Genomic DNA, 16,464 nt, shown 5'->3' with positions numbered 1-16,464 from the left:
ATATAAAAATAACGATATATATAAAAAAGAAGTCCCCACAAACCGAATGATTTGTGGGGACTTTTCTGCGCTCCAGGATGGGCTTGAACCAACGACCCCCTGATTAACAGTCAGGTGCTCTAACCAACTGAGCTACTGAAGCAGTGTTATAAACATTCCTCCGAATGCGGATGCAAAGGTAGAAAGTTTTTTGATAACTTGCAAATTTTTCCTTGTTTTTTTTGCATCAAAGGCAAAAAAGAATAAAAAAGAATGTGAAATGAGATTGTTTCACATTATAATAATGTATCTTTGCATCTATGTTTTTTACCTATTATTTGAACAATATTATTAATATGAAGATAAATACAAAGATGATTGCCCACGGGTTAAGAAGTATGGTACTGATGTTGGTGTTACTGCTCCCTACTGTCGGCATGGCACAAGACTCTCGGGATCATAATTTCCAAGTAGCAAAGAACCTTGAAATTTTCAATGCAATATATCGCAACCTCGACATGATGTATGTTGATACGCTGAATGCCGACGAGGTAATCGGAACGGGAGTGAATGCCATGCTGCGCTCGCTCGATCCATATACCGTTTACTATCCGGAATCGGAAGTAAAAGATTTGAAGATGATGATTACCGGCAAATATGCGGGAATAGGTGCGCTGATAAGATATAACGCAAAACTGAAGCGGGTGGTCATAGACGAACCATACGCCAACACACCAGCCGCTGATGCCGGCCTGAAGAAAGGAGACATCATTCTGAGCATAGACGATTCGATAACGGTGAATAAGGATGTGGCATACGTCAGCAGCCACTTGCGTGGCGATGCAGGCACAACATTCGCCTTGAAGATACTGCGTCCGAGCACAGGCAAGACGCTCACAAAGAAGATAACACGCCGCCCGATACAGATGCCGGTCATACCTTACTATGGAGTGATGGAGGGCAACATCGGTTATATTAACCTGAACAGTTTCACGGAGGGTTGCTCGAAAGACATGCGCCGTGCATTTGTCGAACTGCGCGAGCAAGGTATAAGCGGCCTGCTGCTTGACCTGCGCGGCAACGGTGGTGGCTCACTTGATGAGGCTGTGCATATTGTAAACATGTTCGTGCCAAAGAATATTACGCTGGTAACGACAAAAGGAAAACTGGTAAGAGCCAACCGTGAGTATAAAACAACAAAAGAACCGATAGACACCGAGATGCCGATAGTGGTTCTCGTGAACGGAGAGACGGCATCATCGAGCGAGATAACGGCAGGTTCGCTGCAAGACCTTGATCGTGCTGTGGTGCTTGGAACACGTACCTACGGCAAGGGATTGGTGCAAACACCGCTCGAACTGCCGTATAACGCTAATCTGAAAATAACAACAAGCAAGTACTACATACCCAGCGGACGATGTATTCAGGCCATAAACTACAAACATTCGCGCGGCGGATATACCGAGCATATTGCCGACTCACTTACAAAGGTGTTCCATACATCGTGCGGAAGAGAGGTTCGCGATGGTGGCGGAATCAAGCCTGACGTGGAGATACAACCGGACTCTCTGCCCAACATCGCATTCTATCTCGGCTCAACAGGACGCGACACAACAGAAGTAATGTTCGAATACGTACTCGATTATATCAACAGCCATCCCACGATAGCACCTGCGGGAGAGTTCGATCTCACTGACAGCGACTATGAGGAGTTTAAGCAGCGCGTCATAAAAAGCGGCTTCACTTACGACCCTGAAACAGAAAAAGCACTCAACTCACTAAAGAAACTTGCCACCTTTGAGGGATATTACGAGGGCGCAAAAGCAGAGTTCGATGCACTTGAAGCCAAACTGAAGCACGACATCGGGCGCGACCTCGACCGCAACAAGGAAGTGCTGAAGAACTTGATGCGTGCCGACATCGTGGCAGCATACTATTTCCAAGCAGGCGCAATAGAAAATTCCCTGCCAACAGACAAGCAACTCAAAGAAGCAATTGCCCTACTGCGCAATACCGAGAGATACAAATCTATACTCGGCAAACCCGCGAAATAGAATCAATCATCTGAATATTTTATACCAACTTACCCTTTTGTTGGTAATGCATAATAATCAGGAAAGGGATACATTTACGACAGAACTTACTGCCTATGCTATGCAAACTCAGAAAGAACTGACAAAACCACAAATCTCTTTGCCGCTGAAATAAAATTAGATGCAAAGAGATGTGTGGTTTCCTAAATGAAAGGGATTGTCAAGTCTGGCAGTGTCGGACTTAATAACATCTACACCCATGAGGTCAGACGTTATGCACAGAGATTATAAACCCCAATCTGTCATTAGAACGCATTTGCTTAGATTTGTTATTAACGACATGCTTCCTTACTGCTTTAGTCAGCTTGTACCGACATCTGCGCTGCCATTACATCTCTACGTAACTCGCTACGTCTTCAATGAAACGGCTGCACATCTGCTCAACAATCGAACAAAATCACTCAATGACTCTAATGAACCGATAGGGATAAAGGAATATAGATGAATTATGAACTCCTTTATTAATGCCTACAAAATTCCTTTTACTCTTTCCCCTTCATCTCCTAAAAACAAAAAGAGCCGCGACACTACTGTCGCGACTCTCATAATTGAAATTGATTGAAGAAAGATTACTTCTGAATCTTTTTAACACCATTCTGAATAACGATGCCCTTATAGTCATTGCCAACCTGCTGACCTGCGAGGTTAAAGATGCGGTTGTCTTTCTTAGAAGCGTCTGTAGCAACGTCCTCGATACCTGCAGGATTATTACCATAATTTATAATTACGTTTAAGAAATAACCGTAACCATAACGACCGCCATCTGCAGCAGCAGAAGTTACGATCTGATAAACACCGCTGTAATCACCTTCCTGAGGAACATTGAAAGTGATGAGGTTTTCTGTCCAAGTACCTTTCACAGGAACATTATCCTGGAAATAACCGTTATTGTCGGTACCACGGATGTAGTAATACTTTCCGTAACCCTCGTCCTGTAGTTTCTTTGATGTAGCAGCAACGTTCTGAGGAGTCGTGATTTTGAAAGTACCGGCAGCCTTATCAACTTCGAGAGTCATTTTCAGATTAATGAATGCATTGTATATACCATAGTTACCTTCCTCATCTTTTACGAATACCGGCAGGTTAAAGTCTTCTTCACCACTTTGACCAAAGCGACGAGTACCGGTCATTGTACCGTTTGAACGGTTCCATTCCGGATCAACACCAAGATCCCATCCCTTGCCTTGATAAGTGCCTTCGGTCATGTAAATGTACCAACCAGAATACGCTTCCTCCGGAACAAGAGCACCATCTTCATTAACAGTCATTTCATACTTGTCGTTGTCAAGGTTCTGTCCGTCAGCCTTTATACCACAGAAATACATTTGGCTGTTAACAACTTGTGTTTCCTTAGCACCATCGCTAACCAACTGACCGGGGATAGTAAGTTTGCCATCAGCAAAAGTACCATATACCCAAATCGGGAATTTATATTCACCCAATGTAATCTTTACATTTGCATCAGGCATATTATTAACATTGCTTGCTGCTTCAATTTTCACAAGCTTGCAACTAAACAACTCTGTTTCCTCAGAGTATGTGCGCTCAATCCAAGATCCAACTGCACCATCACCGGGAGCGTGCAAGATAGGAGCATTTGCCTTTGATGTGTTGTTGAAACTAAGATTTTCAACTCGGTTGGTGTTTGACTTAACCGAGTTGTCAAGATCAATCTTTGCGAACTTAACCTGTGCGTTTGCAGAGAAAGAAATCATGGCTACAAAGGCCAAAAGTAATGATTTTTTCATAACTGAAATAATTTATTAATTAGTAAATAAAAAAATGTTTTAAAAAATTTTATACTCTCCTGCCCAACTTCGAGGCAGGAGAGTTAATAGTCCGTATTAATGATTGAACGGATAGTTCACCTGTTCAGCAGACAATGTGAATACGTTCGTAGGCTCGTTCAAGTCAGTAAATTTAATGAACGTAGGTTTACGTTTATTGTCTGTTTCGAGTTTGAAACGACGTGGATTTGAACCTGTACCTGCAAAAGCCTCAACGATTGGCTTCAAAGCATGCTTCTTCATGTAGTCCTTACCTGTACGGTTGGTAGGCTTTTCGAGCGTATATTTCACTGAAATCTCGTTACCCTCTTCATTTGGATCTGTGAACTGGAACGAAATAAAGCCCTGTTCACCACCGGCAAAGAAGTGGAAGCCTGTCTTGTTCTCATATCTACCAATAAACACGTTGTAAAGCGTAGCCTCTTTACCATTAGCTCCTGCAGTCTTCAAAGCCTCTTTGAAAGCATCCCAAAGCGGCATCTGATACTGGCCTATCTGTGAATATGCAGCAAACCACATACCATCGCGAAGTGTTTCCCACAATGGAGGCTCTTCTGTCTCAAGCCAAACATTTTTATTATTGGCAAGATAGAAACGCTCATAAGTGTCACCCTTTGCGAAGTCACCAATCTTAACACCTCTCACAGTAAGAGTGTCATAAAGAACAAATCCTGCCGGTGTCACGATGAACGGGGCAGCAACAGCATGTGCGTCACCTTTTTCATCAAGATATTGGAATACCAAAGAACGATAACTCTGACGAACTTTGATTTTTACTGTGTCAGGAATTCCCTCACCCATAAGAGTGTAAGAGCGTGAAGACATGTACTTTTCGGTTTCCATAATAGTATTAAGATAATCTTGCCACTGAAGATCAGCAGGCATAGCATACATAACAATTCTGCGGCCATGCTTACGTCCCTTAAGTTCAATCTTTTCAGAAGAAGCAGAAAGAACGCGGAACTCGAAGTCTCCGGCAAATCCATCACCGGCCTGACCGTAATCATCGTTCTTGGGCTTAGAGAAATAGTGGAACACTTCGTTGTATCCATCGAAAGACAGCACAGTACCCATGCTCTGGATAAGTCTGTAACTTGACTGCTGGTTAACACCTACAAGGTTACCGGAATCATCAAGACCGGCATTATGAGTCTTACCAACTTTCTCTGAAGCGAAAGTTACCTGACCGTTTTCAAACTTACAAAGCACGTTGTATCCACCATACGTCAAGTTTCCGTAATATTCAATACGCCAACCATTAGGTGCGGAAGTGAGAATCTTCTGTACCTTCTCTATATCTTTTGCCGAACGCTCTGAGGAACTTTCGGGAAAATAATTATCCACCTCACTAGTGCAGGATGACAATGCCAAAAGCGACACTATGAGTGTTAGAAAATAATTCAACTTTTTCATTTCTTAATTACTAGTGTTAAAGCGTTCAATTAATTTTTTGACAAATCACGCAAGTCCAAGCCACCTACCTCTGAAGAACGACGGAGAACGATAGTACGGAAAGCATCCAAATCAAGTCCCCATTGCTCACTAAAGTATTTACGTATCAATTCCAACTTCTTCTCAAGAAGCGGTTTACCCGTATCACCTGCGGTTTCCAGAATCATATTCCAAGCCTCAGGAGACATTGTTACGTAAGTTGAGAACATCTCGGCAAAGTCTTCATTATACTCACTTGAACCGTAAGCAGTAACAAATCCTTCTTTCTGAACTTTATCATTCTTGAGATTTATCCAGTCTTGAGAGTGATAACTACCTGCCGTGATTGTCTGATAATCTGTAGAGTAGTTCTTTATCTGAGTCAGAATATGACAGAACTCATGATGCACGGTATGGAACATCCAATGGTTCAAGTCGGCCGGTGTAAGACCGGGATCAGCATATGGGTCGTCAACATTGATACGAGGATTGTCAATATCAAATTCGTTAACTCCGTAAAGCATAATCTTCAGACCGCCCTCAGCAGTTCCGAGAATTACAGAACCATTTGGTCCATACTCGCGAGAACCGATAAGTTGTATTTGACGCGGAGAGTATTTTTTAAGGAAGTCAGCACCAAGAGCCTCTTTGTAAGCATCAAGCCATATATGTTTGAACATAATGCAGAGAGCCACAGAGTGATCATACCTTGCAGGAACTACGTTATACACCAAGTCAGTAAGACGGTCGTTATAACGATATTGCAAGTCTATGTTATACTCCTGCAAGTAGTGCTTATCAATCCACTGGTCAAGTTCATTCTTTGGTTCAGCCTGTTCACCATCGAATACACTTCTGCTGCTAAGTTCATCATCATTTCCACAACTTGTTAGTCCGAGACTTGCACAAGCCAAAAGTATGGACGCAAATAAATATATCTTTTTCATTTTACTTCTATTTTAAAAGGTTTAGCGAGGATTCTTTTGCATACCGGCTTTAACAACATCGGAAGGAATCTGTATGGCACCTCTAAGGTCACCGGCCTTGAAAACAGCCGGCTCTTCACCAGTCAAGAAGTGAGCATACTCGATACCGTAACGCTTAACATCGTAGAAGCGATAGCCCTGCTGACGCACTTCAAGACGGCGCATGTGAAGAATGAGCTGAATTATATTCTCCTGCGTATTCACTTCGTTCGGAGCCACTGTATTAAGTTTAAATCCTTGCGGATGGAAGATCTTGCGGATAGAACGGTCGCGGTCTCCATCAGGAATTACCGGAGCATAATCCAACTTTGTATAGAAAGTATCAACAAGTGCGGTTGTCAGCACAGGACGCAGGTTTTTGCCTGCTTTCTCCTTACAGTGAGATACAACCCAGATGTTCATATCCTCAAGAGCCTTTGAGATATCATTCTTAAGAGCGTAAGCCTCTGCACGAACAAGCAGTGTCTCATCTCCTGTGAACGCCTGGTCGATAACGTGAACGTAACCTATACCGGCCACCTTATCAGTATATTCAAAGAACTCGTACATCTTCGGGTATGTTACACCAGACTGGTTTCCATACATTTTGTTACTCCAATAGAGAGGATTGTCATCAGAACCACTTCCCCAAGGTGCACGAGCCCAATAAGTCTCATAAGAGCACATTGTTGCGTTGTGGCCATAACGCTGGTTGAACACATAGCGTGAAGCACTTGAGTAACTCGGTATCAACAGGAAGTTTGCAGCCTCAGAAGCACGGTTGTACAAGTTGTTAATATCTACAGCACCAAGTGGTTCGTAGTTAGCATAGTTGCGCAATACAGTCTGAGGGTTAGTACCAAGAGCCTTGTCAGCATATTCAATTGCCTTGTCGTAGTTCATGTAATACAAGTTGAAACGAGCGGCGAAAGCGTATGCAGCACGATAGTTCCAGTGATACTTAGGCTGAGTGTAGATACCGTCATTAACGTTGGGGAGAGCCTCCTCAATGTCACGATTGATTGTTTCATACAACTGGCGCAGTGTTCCACGGGCATTAGAAGCCTCACCCGTTTTAAGAGGATAAGGCAATCCAAGATATTCGTCTGCCTTGTCCGGATTCCATGCCATACAGAAAACGTTTGCGAGCATGAACATACTGTATGCACGACAAAGTTTTGCCTCTGCAATCTGTGCGCTCAATCCCTTCGGATCGTTGAGTCTTTCAGCAGCACCCAATGCCTCATTTGATTTAGCGACTGCACGATAATAGTGATCCCACAAATAATAAGGAGTCTCATTACCGGTTACGTCAACATCCTGGAAACGATAGAGTTGGTCAAGCATGATGTCTGCATTATACGTTCTACCGTTGTTACCCATGTTGTCAGAACTTGTCTCTCCTACTACAGAAATGTTGCAGGAAGGATAACAAGATGTCAGGAACTGGGTAAGTTTTTCTTTATCAGAAAGTTCAGCACGGTCGTCTGGTGACTTGTCCAGATAGCTATCACAAGAAGTAAAAGCCAATGAAACCGCTGCCCCTAAAATTAAATATTTGAATTTCATATTGTTTGTCTATTAAAAGTTTAGATTCCAAGACGTACTGTGAATGTAAATTGACGTGCCATAGGAACGGCAACACCACCAGAGTTAGCAAACTCAGGATCCTGTCCGTAGAGTTTCTTGTCTGAGTAAATCAAGAAGAGGTTAGTTCCCTGGAGTTTCAGACTTGCAGAAGAAAGGCCAAGATGTCTTGCGAAGGCCTGTGGAACCTCATAGCCCAAAGAAATCTCCTTCATGCGAACAAAGTCACCCTTTGCAACGCGGTTCTGCGAGTAGTTATAAGCACTGTATGCGCGAGAGAGATAAGGATCGCTCTGCATCTGACGGAAGTCAGCGATGGCAGGGATGTCTGTCTTAGCCTCGTCTCCTGGCACAGTCCAACGGTTCTTGAACTCCTTCGGCATAGCGGTGAGGTCAGAGTAACCAAGACCGAATGTCGGATCAAGACGAACCTTGTTGCCTGCAGCGTAGGTTATGAACACATTAAGGGTAAGTCCTTTGTATGTGAACACGTTACCAAGAGAACCTGTAATAGTCGGGTCAACCGGACCATTGTATATCAAGCGGCTCAGATTATAAGACTGGAAATCCAAACTCTTGTAGCCGGTATCGCTTGTTACCAACTCGCCATCCTGATTGATGAATGTTGGCAGACCTTTGTTGTCCAATCCACGGAAATCCATTGAGAACAATGCGCGGTAAGGATAACCTTCACCGGTAAAACCGGAACCACCGAGCATATCGATGATACGTGTACGTGAGTCAAGAGATGTAACCTTGCTCGTGTTGTGAGAGAAGATGAAGTCAGTGCTCCAAGTGAAATCTTTTTTCACGATGTTGCGTGAAGAAAGTGTGAGCTCGAAACCACTTGAACTCATCGAAGCGACGTTTGCATATTTGATAACACCACCTTCGATACCGGTTGTACGCTTCGGACCGATAAGGTCATAGTTGTTACGCTTGTAGTAAGCCAACTCAAGGTTCAATCTGTTGTTCAAGAAACCAAGATCGAGACCAAGGTTAAACTCATGCTTCTTCTCGTAAGTCAAATTCGGGTTAGCGAAATCATCAACATCAAGACCTGACTCTCTATCATTGCTGAATGGACGCCATGGGTTATAACTTGAGATGATTACCTCGGCATTTGTAATAGCAGGCTTATCACCGGTCAGCGAGTAACTGGTTTTAAGTGTTGCGTGAGTGAGGTACGGATTCAACTTAGAAAACCAAGGCTCTTCATGAGCGTTCCATGCGCCTGACAAGTTCCATGTAGGCAACCAGCGTGCGCTGCGAGCCTTACCCAGGCGGTTGCTACCTTCGTAACGTGCTGTACCGTTAACAGTGTAACGACCCTTCCAAGAGTATGTTGCTGTTCCGAAGAACGAAGCCTCACGGCTGTAACCATTGTTCAGAGAGTAGTAGATAGAGTTTTCCTCTGCTGCCTGCTTGAAGTACTTATAGTCATAACTTCCGAGCAGACCCATACCAAACTGCATACCTACACCGTTGAAGTAAGAACGGCTACGCTTAACGTTGTTCACCTCCATACCTCCGTAAAGGTTCAAGATGTGACGATCGTTGAATACATCATTATAAGAAGCAGTGGCACGGAAGTCCCAACTGTTCATCTTATACTTTGTTTCGCGGTAGAAACCTCCCTTAGGAAGTACGCTCTGACGGAGTGAGTTAGGCACATCCGGGTCAAGATAGAGCCATGGGTTGGCATCACGCATTGTAGCATCGTCCATCATACGGAAAGCGATGGCCTGATTACTCTTCTCTGTGATGCTGTGGCTCTGAGTAGTTGTAGAGAACTTGTAAGCACCGAGTACGCTCAACTCGACCTTAGAGATAGGCTTGTATTTCAACTCTGCCTGGAATTTCATGTCAACAACATCATAGTTCATGTAGTTGTTATTCAACTCATTGAAGATGTTGAACGGAGCATAACTACGTACATAGAATTCGTTAGGATCGAGTGTACGTGAAGAGTTCAACGAGTAAGAGTACGGGTTGATATCAAAGTCACGAGATACAACACCGTTCACTACGTCGGTTGCACGGTTTGTAGTACCCGGAGACTGCTGCTTACGATAACTTGCGTTACCAATCATGTTCATAGTAACCTTATTGTTCAGGTTATAACTTGCATTGATATTTGCAGTATATCTCTGAACGCGGCTCTTCTTTGTCCATCCCGGGTCATCGAGCATAGAGAAAGAAGTATAGTACTGCGCTTTGTCAGAACCACCACTCATACTGATAGAATGGTTCATCTGTATAGAGTTAGAGAACAACTGATCGAACCAATCAGTATTACGATACTCTGCCTGACGCAGATAAGAAGCCATAGCCTCCGGAGTGTTAGCCAGCAAGAACTGACCTGTTGACGGATCTAATGTATTCATCAAGTGGTACATCTTACCAAATACACCACTGTTAGATGCACGGAACGCGCTTGTGAAAGAGAAGAACCCGCTCTTCATCATTTCGCGATAAACCGACATCTGCTCCTGCGAGTTCATTATATTGAACTGTGAGTAGTTCGGCTTCATGCGCATTGTGAACTCACCTGTATATGAAATACGAGAAGAACCCGCCTTACCACGTTTTGTAGTAACAACGATCACACCCGCCATAGCGCGTGCACCATAGATAGAAGTAGCAGAACCGTCTTTCAAGATATCGAAACTGGCGATGTCATCAGCGTTCAAACCTGCGATGGCATTTGAAATCACTGTCGCAGCGTCACCGGAAGAAAGAGCATCGGCATCAACCTCTGTAACATCTTCCATGATTACACCATCAACCACCCAAAGTGGCTTAGACGAACCATAGATAGAGGTGGCACCACGCACACGAATCTTCGGTGCAGTACCGAAAGTACCTGACACGTTCTGCACACTGACACCGGCTGCGCGGCCTTCGAGCGAACGAGAGATGTCAGAGACACCATCGAGTTTTGCTTTTTCGGCATCAACCTTGGTGGCAGCACCGGTGAACAATCGCTTGTCCATCTTCTGCATACCGGTCACAATGACCTCACCAATCTGCTGAGCCTTGTCTGGGTTAAGCACTACCTTCATGTTACGTCCACCCTTGAGGGTAGCAGTTTCCATGCCGATAAAGCTAACTACGATTTGAGGGTTACTAACTTGCGTGGTAATTGAGAAATTACCATCAAAATCGGTTGTAGTACCAACTTTTGTACCCTTAATCATTACAGAGGCACCAATCAGTGGTTCGCCATCCTCTGCCGAGGTGACAGTACCAGAAACAACCGTTTGCGCATTGGCCATTCCCAAGAATAATGTCAGGCTGACCAAAATCATACAAAGTCTTAATTTCATAAAAAGTTGACTTTTCAGTGTTTTTTAATTAATAAAATTAACTTTTTCACGTTCCGATTGCAAATTTAAGATATTTTTTTGTTACGAACAAAGGAAATATAACAAAAATGTTTCAAAAAGCCCCATTTTTAACAAAATCACCTTAATAAGTATGTTTTCGACTGCCGTTCCTACATTTTCACTCACCAACGAAAATCACGTACCCAGCCTACGGCGGCATCGAGCGACCGCCACAACGGTCCAAATGGTGAAAAACAAGCGCAAAAGAATGGGCATATCCATCGGCATAATGCCAAAAAGGAAGGCCGTCTGTGCTTCAAGAAGGGCGATAGTTTGCGACCTGTCAATCCTGCGCTCCAACATGCTGCTGTAGAAATCTGCTATGATGTCTGTCATCTTGCCGAAAACATTTGCAGCGTTTCTTACTGCCGTTGCGAGACCCTTCAATAAGACAGAGCCGTCGCGCGTAATCATAATATTATTCATATCTTTCTTGTTTCTTTTATTTTTCCTGTTGCAAAATTATCCCTATTCTGTGCACAATAAGTTCAATATATGTGCGTTTTTAGTTAAAAGAACAAAAGGATATGCTTAAGGAATACTACAAAGAGGGTGTGACGGAGGCAGGATGCGACGAGGCCGGGCGTGGCTGTCTGGCAGGAAGCGTGTATGCGGCGGCGGTTATTTTCCCTGCCGGTTACACCAACGAGGAACTCAACGACTCGAAACAACTAACCGACCGCAGACGCAAACGATTGCGTGAAATAATCGAACGCGACGCGCTCGCATGGGCAGTGGGCATAGTTACGCCCGAAGAAATAGACCGTATCAACATTCTCAACGCTTCAATACTTGCCATGCACCGCGCCCTCGACATGCTGAAGGTAAGGCCGGAGTCGATAATAGTTGACGGCAATCGTTTCAAACCATACCACGACATTGAGCATACGTGCGTAGTGAAAGGTGATGCGAAATATCTTTCGATAGCAGCGGCAAGCATCTTGGCAAAGACTTATCGCGATGACTATATGGACAGTCTCGCAAAGGAATACCCGCAATACGACTGGACAAACAACAAGGGCTATCCCACCAAGAAGCACCGCGAGGCTCTGCGCCTATATGGCATCACGCCTTATCACCGCAAGAGTTACAACCTGCTCGGCAACGGTCAGTTGGAATTGGATTTCACTTGAGCATAAGCAACTTACGAAATAAAGAAATCATTTTCAAGCCGATTTCATTACGACAGACAACCATAAGACGAACAAAACATGCTGAATTGCCGACCAATTTCGCCCAATTTGCCGACCAATTTCGGCGAAATTGCAGACCAAAACAGGCGAAATTGGTTTGCGAAACAATATTCAACGTTCAATATTCAACTTCTGAACAAAGACATGAGGCACGACAAACTCGAACGCGAACTGAACCTGCTGCTACTGCTTGCGGGAAACAGGGGCTACACATTGGAACAGATATGCGACAGAATGGAAATCAGTCGCCGTAACCTATACTACTATCTGGAGTTCTTCCGCGACTGCGGATTCATCGTGGAGAAACGCGGAAGGATATACAGCATAGACCGACAGTCGCCTTTCTTCACAAGATTACAGGAGCGCATCGACTTCACCGAAGACGAGATACTTACCATGAGGCGACTGCTCGAGGCTGCGAACAAGCACGATGCGGTGGCAGCAAACCTGATGAAAAAACTCGACCGGTTCTACGATTTCAACATTCTTGCCGACAGCGACCTGCGCGAACACGTTGCTCATAACGTGTCGGCTCTCTACAAGGCGATAAAGTTTAAGCGCATGACCGTGCTGCGAAACTATCACTCACCTCACAGTCAGACGGAGAAAGACCGCCTCGTGGAACCGTTCATGCTGATGAACAACAACAATGAGGTGCGTTGCTACGAACCGAGGTCGCAGATGAACAAGACTTTCAAGGTGTCGAGGATCGGCGATGTCGATGTGCTTGACGAGGAGTGGCTCAACGAAAAGCAGCACCGAACCGTGCATACCGACATCTTTATGTTCTCGGACGAGGAACAGCATACGGTGGAAATGACTCTCGGCACGTTGTCGTATAACATGATTAGGGAAGAATACCCTTCCTCCCATATATATATTAATAAGGTGTCGGAACGGCAATGGCTGCTACGGTTGCCCGTTTGCAGTTATGTCGGCATCGGTCGTTTCGTGCTCGGACTATATGACGACATCAAGGTTACGGGCGATGATGGATTCAAGGAATACCTGCGAGGGAAGATTGAGAAAATGAGAAAATGAAAATATTCAATACAATAAAAAAAGGGTTTCGCCACGAATGACGAAACCCAAATAGTATTCTTTTTTGTAGTGCAGACTACACATTAACTCCCCACAAGCATCATTTCCCCTTCGGCATGATATCTATCTTATACGCAGCGGTGAGCATAAAGTAGCGGGGTATGCAGTTGGTCCAACTCTCGGTTCTGCCTTGCGCGTTCACCACATACTCTTTGTTGCTCAACTGTCGGAGAATGTCGAAGGCCTGAAATTTCAATGTGAGATGTTCTTTCATGAACGAACGTGACAGTTGTGCATTCCAAACGAGGTCGCTGGTGTTCATCTCACGAGTGAAATATCCACGGCGGCAGAACATCTTTATGTCGGTGGCAAGGCTCATATTTATCAGCGGAATCTTATATTGCAGCGTCGCACCGTAACTAAAGTCAGTAGCGTTGAGCGTAAGGAACGTTGCTTCGCTACCTTTTGAACGCCGCCAAGCCACCTGCCCGGACACACTCGTAGTGAGGTCGCCAACGGAATATGAGAGTTGTCCTTTTTCAGTAAACCTCAGCGTAGTGACCCTGCTCAGTGACGCGGGGTTATTATCATAGACAATGCCGAAATCCACACTGCGGTTAATCAAGACAACAGATGCGACATCGTATCTTAGTTTTTTGCTCTTGCCTATCGACCCTTCAATCCCTGCATTCATACTACAGGTCAGGTTTCCGTTCACGTTGTCGTTCATATATGTGTATGCGCCGGTAGTGCTGTTGTATGTAGTCCGTGTGCCCCACGCATTCCTCGCCAGCAGCAAATGCCCCGCCACATTCCACTGTAAGTCTATACTGTCGCATGAATGCGTCCGACTCAGAAAAAGATTATATGTTTCCGACGGCTTCAGACGCGGATTATTCAACCTTATCTGCAACGGATTTACCGAATTTACGGCGGGCATAAGGCTGGCGAATGGCGGCTGAGAAATATTCACATTGAATTCAAAGTACTGATGAGACTTGCCCCATTTCAGCCATATCATAGATGGTGAGAACTCCACATAACGCCGCCTTGCCACGGTATCTACAACCGCACTGTTGTAACACATTCTCTCATTCTTGAAATGAACGGGCAAAACCACATGAAAATAACCTCCTTCGCCGTTGATAAAGTATTGCAATTGTGTCGATACCCCTCTCGTAAGATTGCGGTGACAGTTGCTGTTCTCTGCGTCTATGGCCATATTCAGAGCCTCCTTAGTAGAAGGCAGCCAGCCTATTTCGTGCGGCGTGGCACCGCCGAGGAGATCGAGCCGATAGTTGCTTTGCCGCTCGTCCTTCCACTCTTGCGAATATTCCAACTTTAAAGAAAGTCCCATATTGGTGGCCAGACTGTATCGGTAACTCAACGAAGTATTGTATTGGTATCCCGATGTGCTTAGGTCGGAGTATTGCTCCCGCCTCTCATCGCTCGCTGTGGTATAGCGTATGTTGGTGTTGTTGAAAATCTCGTTGGGTATTGTTCTGTCGTAAGACAGCCCCGCTTCGAGCGACAAATGGTCGCCCCACGGCATTTTTCTAATTGCATACAGTCGTGCAGAGGTGTTCAGCGTGGAGTAATTTACCATGCCGGTCTGTTCTCTGAGGTTTATGAGATGTTGCCTGAAGGTGCTGTCTTTACTGAATGTACTGTGCTTTCCGTTGGTGTAATCCACACCCAGTTGAAGCGAAATATTTGTCGGTGCAATCTCAAGTTCGAATTCGTTAGTGGCATTCAATCTAAAGTTTTTCTGCCTTACGTTAGAAAACGAGCCTCCGAAGATATTCCCGTCTGTGGCAAAGGATTCTTTTGACGAGCGCGTGATGTTCTCACTGTCAGTCCATTCGAGCACCCCTTCTAATTTCTCCTTGTATTTCTCATCAGGGTGTTCGTTATGTAAGAGCATACCTATCTGTTTCGTAGTCTGCGTTCCCTGCGGCATGTTAGACGGCGACCAGTCGCCCTTTTCGCCCGGTTTTCGCGACTCGTTCACATTATTCGCGTTGGCATATACCGACATTTTGTTGTGGTCGTCGAAGTAAAGCGCGAACAGTCGCGACATATATCTTTCGCGCGTCCCACCGCCTGCTTCCACGTTAGCCATAATTCCTCGGTTGTATTCTCGTTTCAGACTCACGTCCATAACATAATCCTTCCGTTCCACATCCTTGCCGAGTTTGCGACTCAATTCCGTGCTTTTGTGATAAACCTTCAGGTCTTTCACCGTGTAATATGGCAGGTTGTCGAGCATCACGCGGTTCTTTCCCTTGAAGAAGTCTTTGCCGTTAAGTGTCAGGTAATCAACCTTCGTTCCGTTCACGTATATGTCTCCGTTGTCTTTCAGTTCTGCCCCCGGCAACTGCTTCACCAGCGCATCGAGCATCGACCCTTCCGGAAGTTTGAATGCCGAGGCATTATACACTATCGTGTCGCCACGGTATGCTATCTTCACTCGCGTTCCGGTTATCATCACTTCGTCAAGTTCTGCCGCTCCCGCAGTATCGTCACCCTTACGTTTCATCAGTATTTTTGGCACATCAAAATAGGAGTTGCGTGCCAATGGGGGCATTTCGTAGTTAAGGAAAGTATCCTCATAACCGTCGAGAGTGGCCTTGAAGATGTATTTCTCGCGCCGCGACGGTACGCCGATATAGAATGAGGAACTATCGAATATCCTGCAACTCGTGGTGTCCACCACCGTAGAGTCGGTATTCATCAGTGTTATCTTTGCTGCCAGTTTTGCCTTTGTGAAAGAGTCGAAAGCACCGCCACAAAGCCATATTTTCTTCTCTTTTTTCTTTTTTTGAGACTTGCCCTGCTCCTGAGAACTTGCCGACAACATCCCGACTACACACACAAGAATCAAAAGAATACTTTTTTTCATGATAAGATAGATTAAAGGATTTATCAAGACGAACACGATGCCGTGTCGCAGAAAACTGCAGACGTGCAAATATACATCATCTTTTTTAAAGACGCAA

The 16,464-nt window shown here is 44.8% G+C and carries 10 protein-coding genes and 1 tRNA gene; 3 read left to right on the top strand and 8 right to left on the bottom strand.

Features of this window, described 5'->3' with window-relative positions:
• Window positions 1-68 precede the first annotated feature (68 nt).
• Window positions 69-142 (bottom strand) — tRNA-Asn (locus tag EHV08_RS07995).
• Window positions 143-335: 193 nt separating this feature from the next.
• Between EHV08_RS07995 and EHV08_RS07990 the strand changes: the two genes are divergently transcribed.
• A complete protein-coding gene (locus EHV08_RS07990) occupies window positions 336-2,033 on the top strand; it encodes a S41 family peptidase (protein WP_394366040.1) in 1,698 nt (565 codons plus the stop codon).
• 608 nt (window positions 2,034-2,641) lie between these two features.
• Here the strand turns inward: EHV08_RS07990 and EHV08_RS07985 are convergent.
• From EHV08_RS07985 to EHV08_RS07960, 6 genes are all read right to left on the bottom strand, one after another.
• Window positions 2,642-3,820: a hypothetical protein gene (locus EHV08_RS07985; protein WP_126678809.1), complete on the bottom strand. Its 1,179-nt coding sequence runs from the start codon at window positions 3,818-3,820 to the stop codon at window positions 2,642-2,644.
• 96 nt (window positions 3,821-3,916) lie between these two features.
• Window positions 3,917-5,272, bottom strand: coding sequence for a DUF4302 domain-containing protein (locus EHV08_RS07980; RefSeq protein ID WP_126678808.1), 1,356 nt, complete (start codon window positions 5,270-5,272; stop codon window positions 3,917-3,919).
• A 29-nt stretch (window positions 5,273-5,301) separates the two neighbouring features.
• Window positions 5,302-6,237, bottom strand: a complete 936-nt coding sequence (locus EHV08_RS07975) for a zinc-binding metallopeptidase (RefSeq protein ID WP_126678807.1) — start codon at window positions 6,235-6,237, stop codon at window positions 5,302-5,304.
• 21 nt (window positions 6,238-6,258) lie between these two features.
• A complete protein-coding gene (locus EHV08_RS07970) occupies window positions 6,259-7,824 on the bottom strand; it encodes a RagB/SusD family nutrient uptake outer membrane protein (RefSeq protein ID WP_126678806.1) in 1,566 nt (521 codons plus the stop codon).
• 20 nt (window positions 7,825-7,844) lie between these two features.
• The gene (locus EHV08_RS07965) at window positions 7,845-11,171 is read right to left on the bottom strand and encodes a SusC/RagA family TonB-linked outer membrane protein (RefSeq protein ID WP_126678805.1); all 3,327 of its coding nucleotides are present in this window, start codon (window positions 11,169-11,171) and stop codon (window positions 7,845-7,847) included.
• A gap of 195 nt (window positions 11,172-11,366) precedes the next feature.
• Entirely contained in the window at window positions 11,367-11,657 is a 291-nt protein-coding gene (locus EHV08_RS07960) for a hypothetical protein (protein ID WP_126678804.1), read from the bottom strand.
• Between the two features lie 101 nt (window positions 11,658-11,758).
• On the opposite strand from EHV08_RS07960, the gene EHV08_RS07955 reads away from it, so the two are divergent.
• Both EHV08_RS07955 and EHV08_RS07950 read left to right on the top strand, forming a co-directional pair.
• On the top strand, window positions 11,759-12,364 hold the full coding sequence (locus EHV08_RS07955) for a ribonuclease HII (protein WP_126678803.1): 606 nt from the start codon (window positions 11,759-11,761) through the stop codon (window positions 12,362-12,364).
• A gap of 204 nt (window positions 12,365-12,568) precedes the next feature.
• Entirely contained in the window at window positions 12,569-13,465 is an 897-nt protein-coding gene (locus EHV08_RS07950) for a helix-turn-helix transcriptional regulator (protein WP_126678802.1), read from the top strand.
• A gap of 100 nt (window positions 13,466-13,565) precedes the next feature.
• Here the strand turns inward: EHV08_RS07950 and EHV08_RS07945 are convergent, their stop codons facing one another.
• The gene (locus tag EHV08_RS07945) at window positions 13,566-16,367 is read right to left on the bottom strand and encodes an outer membrane beta-barrel protein (RefSeq protein ID WP_126678801.1); all 2,802 of its coding nucleotides are present in this window, start codon (window positions 16,365-16,367) and stop codon (window positions 13,566-13,568) included.
• Window positions 16,368-16,464: the final 97 nt, after the last annotated feature.

It is taken from the genome of Prevotella koreensis (genome assembly GCF_003977605.1).
In the GTDB taxonomy this organism is placed as follows: Bacteria; Bacteroidota; Bacteroidia; order Bacteroidales; family Bacteroidaceae; genus Prevotella; species Prevotella koreensis.
Note: the sequence above shows the minus strand (reverse complement) of the source record. Positions and strands in the feature narration are given on the sequence as shown.

What these genes read in the sequence shown, in the direction of transcription:
- EHV08_RS07990 (WP_394366040.1), top strand. Translation starts at nt 336, where the DNA reads ATGAAGATAAATACAAAGATGATTGCCCACGGGTTAAGAAGTATGGTA.
- EHV08_RS07985 (WP_126678809.1), bottom strand. Translation starts at nt 3,820, where the DNA reads ATGAAAAAATCATTACTTTTGGCCTTTGTAGCCATGATTTCTTTCTCT.
- EHV08_RS07980 (WP_126678808.1), bottom strand. Translation starts at nt 5,272, where the DNA reads ATGAAAAAGTTGAATTATTTTCTAACACTCATAGTGTCGCTTTTGGCA.
- EHV08_RS07975 (WP_126678807.1), bottom strand. Translation starts at nt 6,237, where the DNA reads ATGAAAAAGATATATTTATTTGCGTCCATACTTTTGGCTTGTGCAAGT.
- EHV08_RS07970 (WP_126678806.1), bottom strand. Translation starts at nt 7,824, where the DNA reads ATGAAATTCAAATATTTAATTTTAGGGGCAGCGGTTTCATTGGCTTTT.
- EHV08_RS07965 (WP_126678805.1), bottom strand. Translation starts at nt 11,171, where the DNA reads ATGAAATTAAGACTTTGTATGATTTTGGTCAGCCTGACATTATTCTTG.
- EHV08_RS07960 (WP_126678804.1), bottom strand. Translation starts at nt 11,657, where the DNA reads ATGAATAATATTATGATTACGCGCGACGGCTCTGTCTTATTGAAGGGT.
- EHV08_RS07955 (WP_126678803.1), top strand. Translation starts at nt 11,759, where the DNA reads ATGCTTAAGGAATACTACAAAGAGGGTGTGACGGAGGCAGGATGCGAC.
- EHV08_RS07950 (WP_126678802.1), top strand. Translation starts at nt 12,569, where the DNA reads ATGAGGCACGACAAACTCGAACGCGAACTGAACCTGCTGCTACTGCTT.
- EHV08_RS07945 (WP_126678801.1), bottom strand. Translation starts at nt 16,367, where the DNA reads ATGAAAAAAAGTATTCTTTTGATTCTTGTGTGTGTAGTCGGGATGTTG.